This is a genomic window from Congregibacter variabilis (genome assembly GCF_045689235.1).
GTDB lineage: Bacteria > Pseudomonadota > Gammaproteobacteria > Pseudomonadales > Halieaceae > Congregibacter > Congregibacter variabilis.
Window position 1 is genome coordinate 2,590,929 of sequence record NZ_CP136864.1, and the last position, 19,415, is coordinate 2,610,343.

The 19,415-nt window shown below is 56.4% G+C and carries 23 protein-coding genes; 12 read left to right on the forward strand and 11 right to left on the reverse strand.

Translation table 11 applies throughout. The annotated features are described in order from the left end of the window. Nucleotides 1-55 precede the first annotated feature (55 nt). The 8 genes from R0135_RS11405 (at nt 56) to hemW (ending at nt 6,269) form a co-directional block, all read left to right on the forward strand. Nucleotides 56-748, forward strand: a complete 693-nt coding sequence (locus R0135_RS11405; protein WP_407346979.1) for a YggS family pyridoxal phosphate-dependent enzyme — start codon at nt 56-58, stop codon at nt 746-748. Between the two features lie 62 nt (nt 749-810). Next, nucleotides 811-1,629, forward strand: a complete 819-nt coding sequence (proC, locus tag R0135_RS11410; protein WP_407346980.1) for a pyrroline-5-carboxylate reductase — start codon at nt 811-813, stop codon at nt 1,627-1,629. 43 nt (nt 1,630-1,672) lie between these two features. Beyond that, nucleotides 1,673-2,260 (forward strand): YggT family protein, encoded by a 588-nt coding sequence (locus R0135_RS11415; RefSeq protein WP_407346981.1) that lies wholly within the window; start codon nt 1,673-1,675, stop codon nt 2,258-2,260. Nucleotides 2,261-2,275: 15 nt separating this feature from the next. Further along, a complete protein-coding gene (locus tag R0135_RS11420) occupies nt 2,276-3,406 on the forward strand; it encodes a homoserine O-acetyltransferase (protein ID WP_407346982.1) in 1,131 nt (376 codons plus the stop codon). Then, nucleotides 3,406-3,996, forward strand: coding sequence for a methionine biosynthesis protein MetW (metW, locus tag R0135_RS11425; RefSeq protein ID WP_407346983.1), 591 nt, complete (start codon nt 3,406-3,408; stop codon nt 3,994-3,996). Before R0135_RS11420 ends, metW begins: the two co-directional genes overlap by 1 nt. Nucleotides 3,997-3,998: 2 nt before the next feature. Then, nucleotides 3,999-4,493 (forward strand): DUF4426 domain-containing protein, encoded by a 495-nt coding sequence (locus R0135_RS11430; protein ID WP_407346984.1) that lies wholly within the window; start codon nt 3,999-4,001, stop codon nt 4,491-4,493. After that, entirely contained in the window at nt 4,486-5,121 is a 636-nt protein-coding gene (gene rdgB, locus R0135_RS11435) for an RdgB/HAM1 family non-canonical purine NTP pyrophosphatase (RefSeq protein ID WP_407346985.1), read from the forward strand. Before R0135_RS11430 ends, rdgB begins: the two co-directional genes overlap by 8 nt. 14 nt (nt 5,122-5,135) lie before the next feature. Beyond that, nucleotides 5,136-6,269, forward strand: coding sequence for a radical SAM family heme chaperone HemW (gene hemW / locus R0135_RS11440; protein ID WP_407346986.1), 1,134 nt, complete (start codon nt 5,136-5,138; stop codon nt 6,267-6,269). On the opposite strand, the gene trmB is transcribed toward hemW, so the two are convergent. The 6 genes from trmB to ftsY form a co-directional block, all read right to left on the reverse strand. After that, nucleotides 6,266-6,904: a tRNA (guanosine(46)-N7)-methyltransferase TrmB gene (trmB, locus tag R0135_RS11445; RefSeq protein WP_407349913.1), complete on the reverse strand. Its 639-nt coding sequence runs from the start codon at nt 6,902-6,904 to the stop codon at nt 6,266-6,268. The genes hemW and trmB overlap by 4 nt on opposite strands. Before the next feature lie 64 nt (nt 6,905-6,968). Further along, nucleotides 6,969-7,349 (reverse strand): DUF423 domain-containing protein, encoded by a 381-nt coding sequence (locus R0135_RS11450; RefSeq protein ID WP_407346987.1) that lies wholly within the window; start codon nt 7,347-7,349, stop codon nt 6,969-6,971. A gap of 65 nt (nt 7,350-7,414) precedes the next feature. Next, nucleotides 7,415-8,257 (reverse strand): RNA polymerase sigma factor RpoH, encoded by an 843-nt coding sequence (rpoH, locus tag R0135_RS11455; RefSeq protein WP_407349915.1) that lies wholly within the window; start codon nt 8,255-8,257, stop codon nt 7,415-7,417. A 214-nt stretch (nt 8,258-8,471) separates the two neighbouring features. Then, the gene (gene ftsX / locus R0135_RS11460; protein ID WP_407346988.1) at nt 8,472-9,449 is read right to left on the reverse strand and encodes a permease-like cell division protein FtsX; all 978 of its coding nucleotides are present in this window, start codon (nt 9,447-9,449) and stop codon (nt 8,472-8,474) included. Beyond that, entirely contained in the window at nt 9,439-10,116 is a 678-nt protein-coding gene (ftsE, locus tag R0135_RS11465) for a cell division ATP-binding protein FtsE (protein WP_407346989.1), read from the reverse strand. Before ftsE ends, ftsX begins: the two co-directional genes overlap by 11 nt. A gap of 8 nt (nt 10,117-10,124) precedes the next feature. Next, nucleotides 10,125-11,159: a signal recognition particle-docking protein FtsY gene (ftsY, locus tag R0135_RS11470; protein WP_407346990.1), complete on the reverse strand. Its 1,035-nt coding sequence runs from the start codon at nt 11,157-11,159 to the stop codon at nt 10,125-10,127. An 87-nt stretch (nt 11,160-11,246) separates the two neighbouring features. Here ftsY and rsmD point away from each other — a divergent pair, with 87 nt between their 5' ends. Both rsmD and coaD read left to right on the forward strand, forming a co-directional pair. Beyond that, nucleotides 11,247-11,822, forward strand: a complete 576-nt coding sequence (gene rsmD, locus R0135_RS11475) for a 16S rRNA (guanine(966)-N(2))-methyltransferase RsmD (protein ID WP_407346991.1) — start codon at nt 11,247-11,249, stop codon at nt 11,820-11,822. Nucleotides 11,823-11,871: 49 nt separating this feature from the next. Beyond that, nucleotides 11,872-12,366 (forward strand): pantetheine-phosphate adenylyltransferase, encoded by a 495-nt coding sequence (coaD, locus tag R0135_RS11480; RefSeq protein ID WP_407346992.1) that lies wholly within the window; start codon nt 11,872-11,874, stop codon nt 12,364-12,366. A gap of 42 nt (nt 12,367-12,408) precedes the next feature. On the opposite strand, the gene R0135_RS11485 is transcribed toward coaD, so the two are convergent. The 5 genes from R0135_RS11485 to radC form a co-directional block, all read right to left on the reverse strand. Continuing rightward, on the reverse strand, nt 12,409-12,792 hold the full coding sequence (locus tag R0135_RS11485) for a hypothetical protein (protein ID WP_407346993.1): 384 nt from the start codon (nt 12,790-12,792) through the stop codon (nt 12,409-12,411). A gap of 52 nt (nt 12,793-12,844) precedes the next feature. Further along, the gene (gene mutM / locus R0135_RS11490) at nt 12,845-13,657 is read right to left on the reverse strand and encodes a bifunctional DNA-formamidopyrimidine glycosylase/DNA-(apurinic or apyrimidinic site) lyase (RefSeq protein WP_407346994.1); all 813 of its coding nucleotides are present in this window, start codon (nt 13,655-13,657) and stop codon (nt 12,845-12,847) included. Nucleotides 13,658-13,778: 121 nt separating this feature from the next. Further along, entirely contained in the window at nt 13,779-13,934 is a 156-nt protein-coding gene (gene rpmG / locus R0135_RS11495) for a 50S ribosomal protein L33 (protein ID WP_008293439.1), read from the reverse strand. A gap of 44 nt (nt 13,935-13,978) precedes the next feature. Beyond that, the gene (rpmB, locus tag R0135_RS11500) at nt 13,979-14,215 is read right to left on the reverse strand and encodes a 50S ribosomal protein L28 (protein ID WP_407346995.1); all 237 of its coding nucleotides are present in this window, start codon (nt 14,213-14,215) and stop codon (nt 13,979-13,981) included. A gap of 562 nt (nt 14,216-14,777) precedes the next feature. Beyond that, entirely contained in the window at nt 14,778-15,452 is a 675-nt protein-coding gene (radC, locus tag R0135_RS11505) for a DNA repair protein RadC (RefSeq protein ID WP_407346996.1), read from the reverse strand. 103 nt (nt 15,453-15,555) lie between these two features. Between radC and coaBC the strand changes: the two genes are divergently transcribed. Then, complete coding sequence (gene coaBC, locus R0135_RS11510; protein WP_407346997.1) at nt 15,556-16,764, forward strand: bifunctional phosphopantothenoylcysteine decarboxylase/phosphopantothenate--cysteine ligase CoaBC; 1,209 nt, start codon at nt 15,556-15,558, stop codon at nt 16,762-16,764. A gap of 107 nt (nt 16,765-16,871) precedes the next feature. Then, a complete protein-coding gene (locus R0135_RS11515; protein WP_407346998.1) occupies nt 16,872-19,388 on the forward strand; it encodes a phosphomannomutase/phosphoglucomutase in 2,517 nt (838 codons plus the stop codon). Nucleotides 19,389-19,415: the final 27 nt, after the last annotated feature.

Genomic DNA, 19,415 nt, shown 5'->3' on the forward strand with positions numbered 1-19,415 from the left:
ACTAACTGGCCGTTACGATAGTGTCGCTTCAGGCCAGCTCAGCTAACATAGCATCATGAACAACGATTCTATTGCCGCCAATATAGCAAAGGTGCTCCAACAGGTAAGTAATGCGGTGGAAAAATACCATCGCCGCCCTGAGAGCGTTCGTGTCATGGCCGTCAGCAAGACCCAGCAGGCAGAAGCTGTGCGAGCGGCGGCAAATGCAGGGCTGGTGGACTTTGGAGAGAATTATCTTCAGGAAGCACTGGATAAAATCCACAGCTGCGCAGATCTGGGACTCACCTGGCACTTTATCGGGCCTATCCAATCCAACAAAACCCGCCCCATTGCTGCGAGTTTCCAGTGGGTCCATAGCGTAGACAGGGAGAAAATCCTGCGCAGGCTCAGTGAGCATCGCGATCCCGAGCAGGCTCCGCTCAATATCTGTATTCAGGTGAACGTCTCCAAAGAAGCCAGTAAATCAGGAGTAGCACCCGAGAACCTCGCCCCACTGTTAGCCCTGGCTACGGAACTACCCAATCTGAAGTTGCGCGGCTTAATGGCGATTCCTGCAGCCTCAGACGACTTTGATACTCAAAAGCAGGCCTGCGACCGCATGGCGGAGCTCTTTAGAGACGCTCAATCACGGTATCCATCGATGGATACTTTATCTATGGGTATGTCCGCCGACCTGGAGGCAGCCGTAGCGGCGGGCAGTAATATGCTGCGCATTGGCACCGCCATCTTCGGTGCTCGACACAGGTGAAGCGTCAGGTAGCCAGGATGTATACTGGCGCGCCTTAATTCACAGCGAGTCAGGACGATCCCGTGAGCGCATTTACTACGGCATTTGTCGGCGCCGGCAATATGTCACGCAGCATTATCAGCGGCTTGATCGCAAGCGGCGTGGACGCCGACGCCATCAGTGCCAGCAATCCCAGTGAGGGCCCTCTCGAGGAGCTCCGACAACTGGGCCTGGTAACCTTGTCGAAAAACAACCTGAGCGTTGTCGAAACCGCTGACGTAATCGTTCTGGCGGTAAAGCCTCAAATCATGCAGAGCGTCTGCGAAGAACTTGCAGCAGTTATTCGCACAGAGCAATTAGTGATTTCCGTAGCCGCCGGAGTCGCGGCAGACAGCCTGCATCGCTGGAGCGGTGGTCGGGCCGACATTGTTCGCTGCATGCCCAACACACCCTCGCAGCTAGCCGCAGGGGCGAGCGGCCTTTTCGCCCGGGCATCGGTGAGCGCAGCAAACCGTCAGCGCGCCGAGGAGGTTATGCGCGCCGTCGGATTAGTGCGCTGGGTCGAGGACGAAACCTTATTGCACGCTGTCACGGCTGTAGCTGGGTCAGCCCCCGCCTATTTCTTCCAGTTTATGGAGGCGATGATTGCCGAGGCCCAACGTATGGGTCTGGACGAGGAAACGGCGCGTACATTATGTGCTCAAACCTGCATCGGGGCGGGTCGTATGCTGGCAGAGGGCGATGTTGACGCCGGAGAACTTCGCCGACGCGTTTGCAGCCCTAATGGCGCAACAGAACGAGCGGTAGCTGCTTTTAGTGCAGCCGGTCTGGAACATATAGTGAGTAAGGCGATGCAGGAATGCTATGCACGCTCCGAAGAAATGGGCCGGGAACTATCCTAGGTCCAGAAACCCCTAAGCAAGCGTAGTTCAACAATGGAAGCCCATGAACACAATTAACGAAATTCTCGTATACCTGATCCAGACCGTGCTTGGGATCTATCTGTTGATCATGCTTATGCGCTTTATCCTTCAGCTGTCGCTCGCAGACTTTTACAATCCGATTTGCCAGTTTCTGGTCCGCGCTACAAATCCCATAGTTGTGCCTATGCGACGCCTGATTCCTGCGCGGGGCCGGCTTGATTTTGCTTCGCTGCTGCTTGCGGTGGTCATACAGTTATTGGGCATTGCCGCTATGCTCTTGCTAAACGGCGCTGGCTTACCGCCGGTAAGCCTGCTGCTGGCCTGGTCTGTCATCGGCGTCATTGGTCTTCTGGTGAAGATTTACTTTTTCGCCCTTCTGGGCATGATCATCCTCAGCTGGATTGCGCCGGGAACCTCAAATCCCGCCGCTTACCTGATGTTTCAGATTACCGAGCCAGTCATGGCACCGTTTCGAAAAATGCTTCCCTCCATGGGCGGCATGGATTTTTCGCCGATTCTGGTTTTCATCATTATTAATATTGTGCAAATCGCCCTGCGGAATTTTGCCGCGGGCCTGGGCCTTCACCCGGCTCTGGTAATGGGCATATAAGGCCAGGGATGCCCCGTGCAGGAACACTCCGTCGGCATAGTTAGCCCCCGCATTGAGCGCTTTGACGAGCCGCTCAGTCTTGTGTGCGGGCGCAATTTGCCGGCCTATGAGCTGATTTTTGAAACCTACGGCGAACTCAACGCCGATGCCAGCAATGCCATCCTGATTTGTCACGCGTTGTCGGGGCACCACCATGCCGCCGGCTATCACAGTGAAGACGAGCGTAAGCCGGGCTGGTGGGACGCCTGTATTGGACCGGGAAAACCCATTGATACGCGGCGCTTCTTTGTCGTATCCCTAAACAATCTGGGTGGCTGTCATGGCTCCACAGGACCAACCACAATAAACCCACAGACCGGAGAGGTTTTTGGGCCGGACTTCCCCCAGCCTCAAGTTGATGACTGGGTCGATGCACAGGCGCGGCTGGCGGATCGTCTGGGTATTCACTGCTGGGCGGCGGTAGTCGGAGGCAGCCTGGGTGGAATGCAGGCCATGTCCTGGTCCCTGCGTTATCCCAAGCGCTTGCGTCATTGTGTAGTGATCGCAGCGGCGATGAAACTCAGTGCCCAAAACATTGCCTTTAACGAGATCGCTCGCCGCGCCATTATGTCTGATCCGGGATTTGCGGACGGCCACTACCTGAAAAATGGAACCCAGCCGACCCAGGGTCTTGCCCTGGCGCGAATGGTGGGGCACATCACTTATCTTTCGGACGATGCCATGGCCTCGCGCTTTGGCCGGGAACTCCAGCCAAGTCATCCGGACGACGAAAACTCTGACGCACCGCAGTTTCAGATCGAAAGTTATCTGCGCTATCAGGGCGAGCAGTTTTCATCGGTGTTCGACGCTAACACCTATGTACTGATGACCCGCGCGCTGGACCACTTCGATTTAACGGCAGCCTACGGCGGTGACGCTATTACCGCATTTTCCCGGTCAAGCTGTGACTATCTCGTACTGTCTTTCTCTACCGACTGGCGGTTTTCACCGGCGCGATCCCGAGAAATCGTCGATGCTCTACTGGCTGCGGAGCGCCCGGTAAGCTATGCGGAGATTGAGGCTGATGAAGGCCACGATGCCTTTTTGTTGCCCATCCCGCGCTATCTCGCCGTGCTTGATGCCTACCTGAAAAGGATCGAGGTCTGATGCGCCAGGACCTTACCCACATCCTGCGCTGGATAAAATCCGGAGCCAGTGTTCTGGACCTGGGCTGTGGCAACGGTGAGTTTCTGGCGTTGATACAAAAGGAGCGCCATGCCCGCGTTATGGGTATCGAGATCGATCCCGACGCGATCACCTCGGCACTGGGTCGTGGCCTGAATATCATCGAGCAAAACCTCGACGATGGGCTCGCCAACTTCCCCGACCACAGTTTTGACATGGTCGTCATGGCCCATGCCCTGCAGGCAGTGCAATTCCCGGATCAGGTGTTGGAAGAGATGCTCAGGGTTGGTCGGGAGTGCGTGGTGACTTTTCCTAATTTTGGTCAGTGGCGGAGCCGTGTGCATCTGGCAACCCGAGGACGCATGCCGGTCTCCAAATTTATGCCCTACGACTGGTACAACACGCCAAATATCCACTTCTGCACTGTGCGGGACTTCGAGACACTTTGCCGTCAACGGGGGATACAAATTCTGGGGAGAGACATGATCGGCGGTAATGAGCGCGGTACCAGCCTGGCGCGCCGCTGGCCCAACCTTTTTGCAACAACAGCGATCTACCACATCAGCCGGTGAATATGATGACCCCTTCAGGAACAACCTATACCCGAACACAGAGTCTGCTTAGCTTACACAGATGGCTGAGAGCACTGCCACTGCTTTGCTTTATGTTCTGTGGATCAGCGCAGGCGCAATTGTCAGAGCGCTTTGGCGATTATGAATTGCACTACAGTGTTGTAAACACAACGTTTATAGAACCAGCAGTAGCAGCGCAATACGGACTTGCCAGGGGTAGTCGAAGAGCCATCATTAACCTGTCGTTGCGAGAGCATTTGGCCGACGGCAGCACAGCGGCCCGGGAGATGTCTTTGGAAGGTCGAAGCTGGGACCTCACTCAATCACAAGTGAACTTTGACTTTATTGAGGTGCGCGAAGGTCCCGCCTTGTACTACATCGGTGAGTTCAAGTTTATCAATCGGGAATGGCGCTTCTTTGAGATTAACTTTTCACCTGAAGGCACCGAGGAAACTTTTAGCGTTGAGTTCAAGCAGCAGATGTACATCAATGACTGACGCTATCGCTATGCCTCCTGGGCTTACCGTTTCGGGAGACATCGTTGTCGCAACGGGCAACCAGGGAAAGGTCGTAGAACTGGCACGCCTGTTTGCTCAGCTGCCGGTCAATCTCCGCCCCCAATCTCAATTTAAGGTCATCGCCGCAGAAGAGACTGGATTGACCTTTGTCGAAAATGCGATTCTAAAGGCGCGGGCCGTGGCGGAGCAGACCGGCCTGCCGGCACTCGCCGATGACTCCGGCCTGGAAGTCGATGCCTTGCTTGGGGCTCCCGGAGTGCATTCTGCGCGCTATGCCGAAGGCAGTGACGGCGATGACGAAGCAAACAAAAGCAAACTCATAAAAGCGATGGCCGAGGTCCCTGACGGCTTACGTCAGGCGCGCTTTCATTGCGTTTTGGTACTTCTAAGACATCCCAAGGACCCAGTGCCACTCATAGCACAGGGGCACTGGGAAGGCGTGATTCTTCGGGAGCCTCAGGGCGATGCCGGCTTTGGCTATGACCCGCTCTTCTTTGTACCCAGCCACGGCGTAAGCGCAGCGGAGCTGGACCCGGCAGTGAAGAACGCCATCAGTCATCGCGGGCGCGCCGCCGCAGATATGCTCGCGCTGCTTGGTCAGCACTGAAAACCTTACACTCAATGGAAGCGCCCCAGCTCGGACTGTACATCCATATCCCCTGGTGCGAACGCAAGTGCCCCTACTGCGATTTCAATTCTCACGAGGCCCCGGAGATTCCCGAGACTGCCTATACTGACGCGCTCATTGAAGATTTACTGAAGGAAACGCAGGATCAGCGTCGCGAGATAGACACCGTGTTTATTGGTGGAGGTACGCCAAGTCTGTTTAGCGTAGACGCCATTTCCCGGCTTCTGGACGCGGTACGCAGCGCTGGCTTGGCCGAGCGTGCAGAAGTCACCATGGAAGCCAACCCCGGCAGCGTCGAGACCGCTCGCCTGCAGGGATACACCCAGGCCGGAGTCACACGATTTTCCTTAGGTATACAAAGCTTCAACGACACCTGCCTGCAGTCTCTGGGGCGTATTCACGATAGTGATATGGCCCGCCGTGCGGCAGCCGCAGCCAGCACATCGGGAGCACGCAGCTACAACATTGATCTCATGCACGGGCTTCCAATGCAAGGTCTGGAGTGGGGACTTGAAGACATACGCAGCGCCCTGGCCCTGAAGCCACCGCATATTTCCTGGTACCAGCTCACTATTGAGCCCAACACCCGCTTTTATTCAAATCCACCGCGGCTTCCCTCGGAGTCTATCCTTGGCAACCTCGAAGATGAAGGCGCGCGCTTACTCAGTGCAGCGGGGTACCAGCGGTACGAAGTATCAGCCTGGGCGCAGCCGGGGCAGGAGTGTCAGCACAATCTCAACTACTGGCGCTTTGGCGACTATCTGGCCATCGGTGCTGGAGCCCATGGCAAGCTCAGCACAGAACACGGTCAAGTTTTTCGCTACAACAAAACCCGGCAGCCTGATGACTATCTGGCGACCGGAGGCACTGAGCGGCGAGCTATACGCTGGCTCGGTGAAAGCGACAGGCAGGGGGAGTTCATGCTCAATGCGCTGCGACTCTCCGCAGGCTTTAGTCTGGAACTATTCGAGGCTCGCACGGGACTGGACGCCCAGCGCATTGAGACCACGGTGACACGGTTGGTAGATCGGGGTTTGCTAAATCATAATCAAAGCCAGATCAGTACCACTGAACTTGGACGGCGCTTTTTAGACGATGTTGTGGGCGCGTTTTTCGTCGAGTCCTAAGCTTCGCTTGAGCGGCGATAGAGTAAATCCCAAACGCCATGCCCCAGACGCTGACCTCGAAGCTCAAATTTTGTAAGGGGGCGCTCTTGCGGCCGCGGCACATAAGTACCGTCACTCGCGCAGTTTTCAAGAGACGAGGCGGCATTGAGCACCTCTAGCATATGCTCAGCGTAGGGCTCCCAATCAGTTGCCAGATGCAACACGCCACCGGGGCTCAGGCGCGACACCAATAGCTCGGTAAACTCCGGCTGGATCAAGCGCCGCTTGTTGTGGCGTTTCTTGTGCCAAGGGTCGGGGAAAAAAATTTGCACGCGCTGTAAAGATCCCGGCGCGATGCAGTTCTCAAGAACTTCTACCGCGTCGTGACACATTACCCGGATGTTATTCAGGTCTCGCTCCAAAGCACCGTGAAGCAGGCGCCCCACACCTGGACGATGGACTTCCACACCCAAATACTGTGTAGCGGGTCGTTCAGCGGCCATATCCACCAGGGACTGCCCCATGCCAAAGCCGATCTCGAGCACGCGCTCACCGGCAGCACCAAACAATGCGTCGAAATCAAGGAGTTCGGGCGTGTAATCAATACCCCAGAGCGGCCAGCCCTCATCAAAGCCTCGTTGCTGAGCCTCCGTCATGCGCCCGGCACGGAGTACAAAGCTCTTGATGCGCCGCTGTTTTAGCGAACTATCTGTCACCGAATCATTGGCCCAGCAGCTGCCATCCAGCGGCAGCAAGACAGGCCCATCCTGCAATGAATGCCAAACCGCCAAGGGGCGTAACTGCGCCCAACCAGCGCAGGCCCGAAAAGCTCAAAATATAGAGGCTGCCGGAAAACAGCACGATGCCCAGCAGGAACAAGAACACACTGGACTTGAGGAGCATCGAAGAAGGGAACTGGGCAAGCAAAAGGCCTGCCGCAAGAAGCGCAAGACTGTGAAAAAACTGATACTGCACGGCGGTCTCGTAAACGCTGAGAGAGTAGGCATCAAAACGATCGCGGAGTGCGTGGGCACCAAAGGCACCGAAGGCAACCCCCAGTAGACCGCCAAGTGCCCCCAAGAAAAATGCTAGCTGTGCCATCTATAGCGCCAATCGAGTAATGAAAGAGTCCCGGTACCACAGCACCTTCGCATCACCTAAAACAATTAGGCGATCAGAACCTGCCGAATCTTTTTCATGGCGGCCTGCTCAAGCTGACGGATACGTTCTGCCGACACACCGTACTCTGCAGCCAGTTCATGCAGTGTCGCTTTATCGTCGGTGAGCCATCGCTGGGCAAGAATATTACGACTGCGTTCATCAAGATCTGCGATCGCAGCGTGTAACTGTGCCTGGCTGTCCGCCTGCCATTCGCTGTCCTCAACGTCGATGGCGGGATCTGCGGAACGATCTTCTAAATAGTACTGCGGGGCCTGCCAACCTTCGTCATCGTCGCTACCTGCGGGCGCGTCAAAGGCCACGTCGTGGCTACTCAGACGACCCTCCATGCGGTGGACCTCCTGAACATCGACACCCAGGTCATTAGCCACCGCCTTTGCTTCGTCAGCGCTAAGCCACGCCAGAGATTTCTTTGCGCCGCGCAGATTAAAGAACAACTTACGCTGGGCTTTAGTGGTCGCGACCTTCACGATGCGCCAATTGCGCAAAATATATTCGTGGATTTCAGCCTTGATCCAATGCACGGCAAAAGACACCAGACGCACGCCCTTGGTGGGATCAAAGCGCTTGACCGCCTTCATCAAGCCCACATTACCTTCCTGGATAAGATCGGCTTCTGCGAGACCATAGCCACGATAACTGCGTGCAATATGCGCAACAAAACGCAAATGCGACATGACCAGCTCCCGAGCAGCCTGCACGTCACCGTCGTAAAACAGTTTCTCTGCCAGCATGTGCTCTCGCTCTGCGCTGAGCACGGGCACACGGCCAACAGCCTGTACATAAGCAGCAAGGTTGGCGCCGGGAACCATTTGGTCAACGGCCAACATTTGTGTGCCCGGTACAGACGCCACTTCAAGATCGTCAGCGCCAAAGGCATTATCAAAAGTTGTAGCTGTCATCGGTGTAGTCATTAGTCCTGTCACGGCCTACTCCAAAACGGGGAACGGATTCTAGCACTCTCAGTATTAGAGTGCTAAATCAAGGAAAGTTCCCTCCACCCTATCGCTTATTCTATTTTGTTATATCGAATGCCTGTCTAACTCAGCGCGGCTCTATCGCCTTGAGGTGTCTTGCCACCGCGAGCCAGGCGCCAGTAAGGCCCAGCAGTGCGCCCAGCAGAACCAGTTGCAGGCTGTTGACGAGTCCCAGGCCCTGAAGAGCAAAAGTGCTCTGATAAGCAGCGGACAGGGCATTCACCGGCGATTCAAGTAACAGCGTGCCCAAGCTGACAAGGATAGCGGCTACTACACCACCACCCAAACCAAACCATAGCCCGGTGTACAGCAGCGGACGGCGCACAAAGGCGTCCGAGCCACCCACTAGCTTGACGATCACAATCTCGTCGCGGCGACTCTCGATCGCCAGGCGTATGGTGTTTCCCAACACCAGTACTACAGCGGCCAGCAGCAAGGCAGCAAGCAACTGAACGGAGCGACGCCCGAGTGTCATCAGGGACTGCAAACGTTGCAACCACAAGGTATCGAGGAGCGCCTCCTGTACAGCAGGCAATTCTTCGAGCTCAGCACGAAGAGCTCCCAGCGCTTCCGGCGCTGCAGCTACCGGGTCAATGAGGAGCAAATGCGGCAGCGGATTCTCTGGGAGGCCCTGAGCAAGCTCACCCATGCCCGAGCGCTCCACAAACTCTGCCAGCGCCTGATCACGGTCAATAAACTTCGCGCTTTTCACATCATCACGCTGCGCCAGAGTCAGGGCCAGGCTCCGGGCGTCCTCGGGCTGTGCATCCATTTGCAGGAATACCGACAGCTGCGCCGGCCGGTCCAAGTGCGCCGAAAGCTGCGCCACGTTATCCAGCACCACCCACAACCCACTGGGTAGGGCGATGGCAATACCAATCACCAACCAGGTCATAGCGCTTGAAACGGGTTGCTGCAGCACCTTGGCCAGACTTTCCGCAGCGGATTGGCTATGGTGCCGACGCCAGCCGCGCCAGCGCTGCACCCAGCGAATGCGTCGGGGCCGCGCATTGCCCCCTGCTGATTTAGCGGACTTACGCGCCATCAATAGTGATCTCAGGAGACACCAGGCGGCCATCCTTCAAGGTCAGAATACGATGTCGCAAGCGCGAGATCAGGGCCAGATCGTGGCTGGCGATGAGCACCGTCACACCCACGCGACTGAAGTCCACAAACAGTTGCATGATCTCTGCAGACAGCTCCGGATCAAGGTTGCCGGTGGGCTCGTCTGCCAGAAGAATAGAAGGCCGACCAACCACGGCGCGGGCAATACCCACACGCTGCTGCTCTCCGCCGGACAGGGCCAGAGGCATGGCCTGAACCCGGTCCAGCAAACCCACTTTATCCAGCGCAGCGTTTACCCGACGATTAATATCGCGATACTCAAAACCCGCGATCTGCAAAGGTAGCGCCACGTTGTCAAAAACCGGACGGTCCATAAGCAATTTGTGGTTCTGAAACACTACCCCAATAGACTGCCGATGGCGGGGAATGCTCCCCCGGCGGAACTTACCAAGGTCAGCGCCGGCAACAACCACACGACCGCGACTGGGCCGCTCCATAAGCATAATCAGTCGAAGGAGAGTGCTCTTACCGGCACCAGAATGACCGGTGAGAAATACCAGCTCCTCCTGATCTATAGAAAAGCTGACCTCGCGCAGCGCATCGTGGCTGTTGTCGTAGCGTTTGCTGACACGCTCGAAGCTGATCATGGCATAGGTCAATCGCGATCAAACAGCGCCTGTATAAACTCTTCGGCCACAAAGGGACGAAGGTCCAGAGCAGATTCTCCAACGCCAATAAAACGAATGGGCAGCCCCAGGCGTCTGGCGATAGCAAAGATAACGCCGCCTTTTGCTGTTCCATCGAGCTTGGTCAGCGTCAGCCCCGTGACCCCCACGGCATCGCGAAACTGCGAGGCCTGCGAGAGCGCATTTTGTCCCGTACCGGCATCAAGCACGAGCATCACCTCGTGAGGCGCCTGGGGGTTGAGCTTGCCCATCACCCGCACCACCTTACTCAGTTCGTCCATCAGGTGGCTTTTATTGGAGAGCCGCCCCGCAGTATCCGCAATAAGAACGTCGACGCCCCGGGCGGTGGCCGCCTGTAAGGCGTCATAAATCACTGAGGCGCTATCAGCGCCGGTGTGCTGCGCGATCACCGGTATATCGTGCCGCTCCCCCCAGTGCTGTAACTGCTCCACCGCGGCGGCGCGAAATGTATCGCCCGCAGCCAACATGACCGAGCGACCCTCTTCCTGAAAGCGTCGCGCCAACTTGCCGATGGTCGTGGTTTTACCTACCCCGTTAACACCGACCATGAGAATCACAAACGGCGCACCCGTACTCACATCAAGGTTTTTCTCGCAGGGCTGCAAAATGCTCTGGAGCTCTTCCCGCAGGCCCTGCATCAGCGCCTCTGGATCAGACAGCTCCTTGCGCGACACCCGGTCTGTGAGGTGGGCAATGATTTCACTGGTGGCTTCGATACCCACGTCTGCCATAAGAAGCTGTGATTCAAGTTCCTCGAGTAGATCAGCATCGATGGTTTTTCGACCCAAAAACAAATTGCCAAAACCGGCAGCCAAACTGTCGCTGGTACGGCCCAGGCCCCGCTTCAAACGACCAAAAAAGCCGGGGCCGGTAGGGTCCTTGTCATCCTCACTCGGCTCAGAATCGACGGGCGCGGGCACCTGCGACACATCCGGCGGGACATCTTCTTTGGCTTCTTCTGGCTTGGATCGGAAAAACTTCATCACTAAAAAGCTTCGACTCCGGCGTGTGTTGTCATCGGGTGTCTATCGTATCATCGCGGGGATTCAAGCTGCGATGGGAGTATCTTCTTGGGAGCAACAAAAGGGACAGGGCAGCTACGGATTATCGCCGGCCAGTGGCGGGGCCGAAAGCTGCCTGTGGCAAATCTTGCCGGTCTGCGCCCGTCTACAGATCGAATTCGCGAAACACTGTTTAACTGGCTCAGCCCGGACATAGTCGAAGCGCGCTGTCTGGACCTGTTTGCCGGCACCGGGGCATTGGGACTCGAAGCTCTGTCGCGAGGTGCAGCGTACTGCCAGTTTGTTGAGAACCAGGCACCTGCCGCTCATCTACTGCGGGACGCATTGGTAACTCTGCAAGCCGGCTCTCGTGGCGAGGTTCTTCAGGAGGACGCGACAAGGTTTCTGGCCCGAGCCGGAGAAGAGCCCTTTGATCTGGTGTTTCTCGACCCCCCTTTCGCCAGCAACCTCCTGGAGACCGCTTTGAATCAGCTCACAAACAGCCCCTTACTGAGCAAGGACGCGCTGATTTATCTGGAATATGCGCCGTCCCAAAACCCCGATATCCCAGCGAACTGGGAACAATATCGAAGCAAAAAGAGCGCGGGGGTGATCTACGAACTCTATCGCAGAGAGTCCCCCTGATTGAGAGGGGGGTGGCGATTGTTTAGTATCCCTGCTCCCTCTCAGTCGGATGCACCGTGTGGACAATCAAACTGTTATTTATCCCGGGACCTTTGATCCCATTACCAACGGGCATATAGATCTTGTTGAGCGCGCCGCCAAGTTGTTTGATCGCGTCGTTGTCGCCATCGCGTTTAGCGAGAAAAAAACACCGCTATTTGATCTGGATGAGCGCGTCGCTCTGTGTTCCGACGCTCTTTCGGGGTTCAAAAACGTGGAGGTAAAAGGGTTTAGCAACCTACTCACCGACTTTGCCATCAGCGAGAATGCGCGCTGCGTCTTGCGGGGGCTGCGCGCGGTGGCTGACTTTGAATATGAGTTCCAGCTGGCGAATATGAACCGGGCACTGTATCCCGAGTTCGAGAGCATCTTTCTCACCCCCAGCGAACACCTGTCATACATATCGTCATCGCTGGTTCGCGAAATCGCGGCATTGCAGGGAGATATCACTCCCTTTGTGCCGGGCAACGTTAGCGCGGCACTAGCACGGAAGTTCCCGAACTAATCTAAGAGGCTTTAATCAGCCGGGCAGAACCTGTGCCGGAGCTTACTGCTCTGGCTGGGCAGCAGCTGCTTCGGCTTCCTCTGCTTTACGGGCGCGTCGGCGTTCCGCGTCCTTGTAGCTGTATCCAGAAACCCTGCAACCAAGACAGCGCACAAAAGTTTCTTTTCCCGGGCCAAGCACAAGGTTTTCAGCTGACTCGGATACCGAACCCGCCAAAGCGGTAAACGGCAAAGAGATGATAAAGGCAGCACCGCCTACAGCAGTCATGACAAGGCCAATGGGACGCGCCACAACGAGATCACCGGCCATGGCGAAAGCATTTGGCTTTTCATCAATAGAACTCTGGGCAAACACCGACGGCGCCAACAATAGCGCGACAAGGACCAGGCCAATCTGACGTTTTACTTGCAGTATCTGAGCTAACACGTTGTTTCCTCCGCAATAGGGGCTGTTTGAGCTCTCCCCAAGTGTACCCAGATCAGCGCTGACAGGCTATGCAATAAACACTCGCCCGCTGACCGATAACTTTGTCTCTCAACGCCTTCCCGCAGGCCTTACAAGGCTCTCCTGCGCGCCCGTAGACATACAGCTGCTGGGCGAAGTACCCCGGCTTGCCATCACCCCCTACAAAGTCACGAAGCGTAGTACCACCCTGATCTATAGCGTTAGTAAGTACTTGCTTTATGTGCCCGGCAAGGGTCTCGTAGCGCGCCAGGGATACGCGTTTTGCCGCGCGGTCCGGACGTATTCCTGCAAGGTACAGCGCCTCACTAGCGTAAATATTACCGACGCCAACAACCGTAGCGCCATCCATTATGAATGGCTTAATCGCAAGTTTACGTCCCCGGGAGAGCTCAAAGAGGCGCCCGCCATCGAAGTCCTGCGATAAGGGCTCTGGACCCAACTTAGCCAGAGGCGCGAGCGGCTCGCCGGTGGCAAACCACTGAAAACTTCCAAAGCGTCGCGGATCGTTGTAACGCAGCACGGCCCCGCTATCGAGCTTTATATCGATGTGGTCATGTTTAGCGACAGTCTGAGGCTCCAGGAGTACGCGCAGTGAACCAGACATACCCAGATGCACGATTAGGGTTCCACGATCCATGCGAAACAGCAGGTATTTTGCACGACGCTCCAACGCAAGAATGGCCTGCCCGTGGAGAATCTCTGGCAGAGACGAAAGCACGGGCCAACGCAAGCGGGTGTCTCTAAGTGTGACGGCGACGACACGACGACCCTCGCTGTGGGCACGCAGGCCTCGACGAGTCGTCTCGACTTCAGGTAGTTCAGGCATGGGCGCGACTCCCTGGCTTATCTTTGGGAACAAAAAGCTTTAGGTACAAAAAACCCCGGCAATTGCCAGGGTTTTTATAGATGCCGTGTCTGACTCTCAGACGACAGCGGGACAACAAAACTTACTTAATTTTGCCTTCCTTATACATCACGTGCTTACGAGCCACGGGATCGTACTTCTTCATTTCCAGCTTGTCGGGAGTGGTGCGCTTGTTCTTGTCCGTGGTGTAAAAATGCCCGGTACCCGCGCTGGAGTTCATGCGAACTTTTTCTCTCATGATGCTACCTCTTCAAATCTTTGAAAGTGAGTCGCGCTGCGTACTCAGACTTTTTCGCCACGTGCTCGCAATTCGCCAAGAACGGTTTCGATGCCTTTCTTGTCGATGATGCGCATGCCCTTGCTTGAGACACGCAAGCGCACAAAGCGCTTTTCGGACTCAACCCAGAAACGATGCTGGTGCAAATTAGGCAGGAACCGGCGACGCGTGCGGTTCTTTGCGTGGGATACGTTGTTACCGGTTACCGGTCGCTTACCGGTGACCTGACAGACTCTGGCCATGATTTCCTCGCTGGACCCGAGCTGCTAAGCACCATGTGATGGTTGCTTACTCAGGCAAAAGCACTAATTTTCAATAAGTTACGCGTTTTGGGGTGTATTAAGGGAAGCTCCCCAATTCGCGGAGCGCGACTTTATACCAGAAGCACCCCCGCCGGGCAAGCAAAGACGGGGGATAAAGTTAAGTTCATCGCTGACTTCCCGGGTCGTCGTTCCTGAACCTGGTAGACGTTTTCGGCGCTTCGACCCCGCCGAGCCTTTGAGTCGGCGAGACAGACGGCAGCCCCTTGAGCTGCTCGCGCATCTCCAGCAGAGCCTCAGCACTGTTAGGCGCGCTCGACGGACGCTCAAAGGACTTCCGCCCGCCTCGCCTAGTCAGGTCTAGATTGAGATGGTTGTGCCAGCAGTGACATGTCATGACTAAGGGTGGCGGTTCGACGCCGCTTTGCTCGAGCGTCCGTCGAGCGCGCTGTTTAAAACCCGGGGGCCGATGGAGATGCGCGAGCAGCTCGAGTAGAGCGGGGTCGAAGCGCTCGGAGAGTCAAGAAAGGCAATCGATCTGCGCCTAAATCAAACCGGCTTCTGCAAAGGAGTAACACTTACCCCTCCCGACAATCACGTGGTCCAGCACCGGCACGTCCACCAGGGCAAGCGCATCACGCAAACGCTCGGTAATCCTGCGATCTGCAGCCGATGGCTGAGTGATTCCGGAGGGGTGATTATGCGCAAGAATCAGTGCGGCTGCCCGGTATTGCAGAGCGCGAACTACCACCTCTCTTGGGTATACAGCTGCACCATCAAGCGTACCCAAAAATATGTCATCACAGCGCAATAACCGATGCTGAGAGTCTAGAAACAGACAACAAAACACCTCTCGGGACCGCGTACCCAAATGATGTTGCAGGAACAGACGCGTGCGCTGAGGGCTGCTCATCACATCGCGCTGCGTTAGCGGCTGCTGTGCACAACGTCTTGCAAGCTCCCGAGCCGCCAACAAACGCGATACCGTGGCCGGCCCCAGGCCCGGCTCTTCAAGTAGCTCCCGCTGGTCTGCAGCGAATAAACCCGCGAGCCCCTCGGGACGCCTCAGTAGCAAAGCAGCACGCTGAGTAAGGCACTTTGTGGCGCTGCCCCGAGGCAAAAGCAGCCCCAGTAACTCAGCATCAGAGAGCGCCGCTGCGCCACGGCCCAGTAACTTGTCGCGCACAGACTCGCTTAGCAATGCTCCGCAAAATGACATAGCCCACTCCTCCCTGAGTGTTTGATCGCAGTGCAGCCCGTGTCATCCACAGGCGCAAATGTTATCGTCCGCCGAGCCTTATTTTCCCAAGGTATGTGAGCTAATGGGACATCTAAACAATCGTCGGATACTTCTGGCCGTTTGCGGCGGAATAGCCGCTTACAAATCAGCTGAGCTGGTGCGCAAGCTCCAGGATTCGGGGGCAGAAGTGCGCGTAATCATGACGCGCGGCGCGCAGGAGTTCATCACACCCCTGACACTCCAGGCGCTGTCGGGGCACACCGTGCACCACAGTCTCTTGGACGAAGAAGCTGAGCGGGGAATGGGGCATATTGAACTGGCTCGCTGGGCAGACCTTATGCTGGTTGCCCCGGCGACCGCGGACTGCATCGCTCGCCTTGCAGCAGGGCGCGCGGACGACTTGCTGACCACGGTGGCCCTTGCCACAGCTGCACCGATGTTGCTGGCTCCGGCGATGAACCAGCAAATGTGGAAGGACCTTGCTACGCAGGACAATCTGGCGACGCTGGCTACCCGGGGCATTCATTTTGCCGGACCGGACAGTGGCGAACAGGCCTGCGGTGATATTGGACCCGGGCGGATGTTGGATCCGATGGCCATTGTGGAACATGCCGCATCGTTATTTGAAAGTGGTGCTTTGGCGGGTCAGCGGGTGGTGATTACCGCCGGACCCACACGGGAGCCGCTGGACCCCGTTCGATACATCTCCAATCACTCCTCCGGCAAAATGGGCTACGCCCTTGCCCGCGCTGCAATCGATGCCGGTGCCAGTGTGCAACTCGTTTCGGGGCCCGTGGCGATCCCCGTACCGGAGCGCGCGGACTGTCGTTCGGTGACCACCGCACAGGAAATGCTGGATGTTTGTATGGAGCTGGTGGAGCACTGCGATATTTTTATCGGCTGTGCCGCTGTGGCCGATTATCGCCCCCTGATCGAGTCGGAACAAAAAATCAAAAAATCCAGTGAAGAGATGTCTCTAAAGCTCACCAGGAACCCGGATGTTCTGGCGACTGTAGCCGGTCATGCAGCCAAACCCTTTAGCGTGGGGTTTGCGGCAGAAACGGAGAACCTGCGGGAGCACGCCTTGGGCAAGCTTGAGCGTAAAGGGCTGAGTATGATCGTTGCTAACGATGTCAGCGACAGCAGTATTGGATTCAACAGTGAAAACAACGCGGCGTTATTGCTATGGCGAGATGCAAATGGCAACGGTGAACTTGATGTAGAGCAGTGCTCGAAAGATGTTCTTGCAGGTATCGTTATTGCGCAGATCGCCAAACTTCGGCAGGTCTAACGCAGAATTACTGATAACAGCCACCGATTCCAGTTCGGCGCTCGAGCGTCTATTATGAGCTCACACAATAAACGCGCCCTGCTCGGCAGACGCTAGGGACCTCACAGATGAAGCTTAAACTCCCCGGAAACAGCAAATCACTACCGGGCAAAGTCTCCACCGATGAACAGCGCAGTAGCCATGGAGTTAATGCGCAGGGCAACATGCTACGCGCATCGCTCCTTACAGGCTTTGCCGTCGTTTTGGTGCCTCTTCTGCTGGCGATCGCGTACCTGGCATTACTCCAGGCTCCGGCTCAGAAATCCGCACTTATCGAACAGGCTTCCGACGGCTATGCAGCGCAACAGGCACGCTATATCGGGGACTCAATTGCAACGCTCAGATCCCGGGTAGATTCAGCGGTCCGCTCTCCCTTGGCACTCCAAGCTATTGCCGAACAAAACCCGGCAGATATACGTCTGGTCGAACAGGCAATGCTGGACTATTTCCCTGAGGCAGTAAGCCTTCGGCTGCTGCCCCTGAGCGACATGGGGACGGCTGACCTCGCGGGCGGTTTTGAGGGCCTTCGCAACCACATCGAAGTTGACCTGGTCAGACGTGTCAGCAACAACGAGCCTGCGGAACCCGAGGCCTATCAATTTGAAGGTCAGTGGCTGGCATCTCTCGCACAGGTGACTACCCATCCGCGCCTGCCCTCCCGACGGGCCGTTGTACTGCTAACGGTTGATGCGAGCACGCTCGAAGCCATGCTTAGCTACCCTCAGGGCATGATCGGCGAATTTGTTCTGGAGCAGCGGGTCTACAGCGAAGGTGTAGACCGCGATATTCGGATCGCCAGCCAGGGCTCAGGCGCGACATTTAATGCCAGCAGAGCCGATATCGACGAAACCCCCTGGCGCATTCTGTTTACTCCATCAGCGACGCTCATCGATGAAGTCAGCAGCCACGTACGCCCACCTTACGAAATTCTGGCTTTGGTCCTGGCCTGTTGTCTGGCCGGATTTTTCCTGGCGCTGCAACGAAGTAGCAAAGCACTTGAAAGCGAAATTTCACGCATCGTTGATGGCGCAGAGCACCGCACAGCTCTGGACGTGCATATTCCACAACTGGTGCCTCTGGCCAAAGACCTGAGAAAACTAACCTTGCGTCGGGCCCGCATGGGCAACACCAGTAATATCGTTCCTGCAGTAGATACGCGCACAGCAGGATCGAGCAATACCGCCATGACATCGGTGGAAGGGCCAGCTACCCGTGGCCTACCGCCCAATATTTTCCGCGCCTATGACATCCGCGGCATCGCAGACAGCGACCTGGATGATGAAACGGTATTCCGTATTGGGAGCGCCATTGCCACTATCGCCGGGGAACTGGGTGAGCAGACACTGTGCATTGGCTACGACGGACGAGCCAGTAGCAGCCGCATCAAAGGCGTTTTGGAGAAGGCGATATTGCAGGCAGGTAGGGACGTGATAGACATCGGTCTGGTGCCCACACCCTTACTGTATTTTGCGACCTCTTTACTGGAAGCAAAGTCCGGCGTCATGATCACCGGCAGCCACAATCCGGCTGAATACAACGGAATGAAGATCGTGCTGAAAGGGCAGACTATTGCTGAGGGCACCATCGAAAAAATTCGCAACATCGCCCAGACCGGCCGCTTCAGTAAGGGCACGGGGCACCTGATTCAGCGTGACGTAGTGAGCGAGTATCTGGACGAGGTAGTCAGTGATATCGCCATCGCAGTGCCCCTGAAAATTGTGGTCGATGCGGGCAACGGTGCCACGGGACACATTGCCCCGGCGCTTCTTGAGGAGCTTGGCTGTGAGGTCATTCCACTGTTTTGTGAAGTCGACGGACGCTTTCCGAATCGCTCCCCCGATACCAGCAACGAGGACAACCTCAGTGCACTGGTAAGAGAAGTCGTCTCTAATGACGCCGACTTTGGCGTCGCCTATGACGGTGATGGCGATCGGCTAGTGGTGGTGACGGGCGCGGGCAAGATCATTCGCAGCGACACACTCATGATGATTTTTGCCAGAGATGTGGTGACCCGAAACCCCGGTGCGGACGTGGTTTACGACGTGAAGTGCAGCCGCAATCTGGCCCAGCTCATCACCGGTCTTGGTGGGCGCCCGGTGCTGTGGAAGACCGGTCATGCATTGATGAAAGAAAAGATGGTGGAGACCGGAGCGTTGCTGGGTGGCGAGTTTTCCGGGCACATTTTCTTTGGCGAACGTTGGTACGGTTTCGACGATGGTATGTACGCCACCGGCCGCCTGGCAGAGATACTGTCGTCTCAGGATCAGAACCTCGACGACTTTATTGCCGATCTACCTATTGCGGTGAGCACCCCTGAGATTTTGATTCCCGTACCCGACGATGAAAAGTTCGCGATGATGCAGAAGTTCATTGATTCTGCCCGCTTCGCTGATGGAAAACCCAACAACCTCGACGGCCTTCGAGTCGATTTTCAGGACGGCTGGGGATTACTGAGAGCCTCCAATACAGGGCCAGCACTCACCGCACGATTTGAGGCCGGTGATGAAGCGGGACTCGAAAGAATCCGGACGCTGTTTCGAGAACAGCTCGCGGCCGTAGCACCGGATCTTACGATGCCATTTTAAGAGGCCTCGCCCCAGGCCTCAACCCAA

Bases quoted from the DNA above. Each gene is read 5' to 3' on its own strand.
- R0135_RS11405 (WP_407346979.1), top strand. From the start codon at position 56: ATGAACAACGATTCTATTGCCGCCAATATAGCAAAGGTGCTCCAACAG.
- R0135_RS11415 (WP_407346981.1), top strand. From the start codon at position 1,673: ATGAACACAATTAACGAAATTCTCGTATACCTGATCCAGACCGTGCTT.
- metW (WP_407346983.1), top strand. From the start codon at position 3,406: ATGCGCCAGGACCTTACCCACATCCTGCGCTGGATAAAATCCGGAGCC.
- R0135_RS11430 (WP_407346984.1), top strand. From the start codon at position 3,999: ATGATGACCCCTTCAGGAACAACCTATACCCGAACACAGAGTCTGCTT.
- rdgB (WP_407346985.1), top strand. From the start codon at position 4,486: ATGACTGACGCTATCGCTATGCCTCCTGGGCTTACCGTTTCGGGAGAC.
- hemW (WP_407346986.1), top strand. From the start codon at position 5,136: ATGGAAGCGCCCCAGCTCGGACTGTACATCCATATCCCCTGGTGCGAA.
- trmB (WP_407349913.1), bottom strand. From the start codon at position 6,904: ATGACGGAGGCTCAGCAACGAGGCTTTGATGAGGGCTGGCCGCTCTGG.
- R0135_RS11450 (WP_407346987.1), bottom strand. From the start codon at position 7,349: ATGGCACAGCTAGCATTTTTCTTGGGGGCACTTGGCGGTCTACTGGGG.
- rpoH (WP_407349915.1), bottom strand. From the start codon at position 8,257: ATGTTGGCCGTTGACCAAATGGTTCCCGGCGCCAACCTTGCTGCTTAT.
- ftsX (WP_407346988.1), bottom strand. From the start codon at position 9,449: ATGGCGCGTAAGTCCGCTAAATCAGCAGGGGGCAATGCGCGGCCCCGA.
- ftsE (WP_407346989.1), bottom strand. From the start codon at position 10,116: ATGATCAGCTTCGAGCGTGTCAGCAAACGCTACGACAACAGCCACGAT.
- ftsY (WP_407346990.1), bottom strand. From the start codon at position 11,159: ATGAAGTTTTTCCGATCCAAGCCAGAAGAAGCCAAAGAAGATGTCCCG.
- coaD (WP_407346992.1), top strand. From the start codon at position 11,872: ATGCACCGTGTGGACAATCAAACTGTTATTTATCCCGGGACCTTTGAT.
- mutM (WP_407346994.1), bottom strand. From the start codon at position 13,657: ATGCCTGAACTACCTGAAGTCGAGACGACTCGTCGAGGCCTGCGTGCC.
- rpmG (WP_008293439.1), bottom strand. From the start codon at position 13,934: ATGAGAGAAAAAGTTCGCATGAACTCCAGCGCGGGTACCGGGCATTTT.
- rpmB (WP_407346995.1), bottom strand. From the start codon at position 14,215: ATGGCCAGAGTCTGTCAGGTCACCGGTAAGCGACCGGTAACCGGTAAC.
- radC (WP_407346996.1), bottom strand. From the start codon at position 15,452: ATGTCATTTTGCGGAGCATTGCTAAGCGAGTCTGTGCGCGACAAGTTA.
- coaBC (WP_407346997.1), top strand. From the start codon at position 15,556: ATGGGACATCTAAACAATCGTCGGATACTTCTGGCCGTTTGCGGCGGA.
- R0135_RS11515 (WP_407346998.1), top strand. From the start codon at position 16,872: ATGAAGCTTAAACTCCCCGGAAACAGCAAATCACTACCGGGCAAAGTC.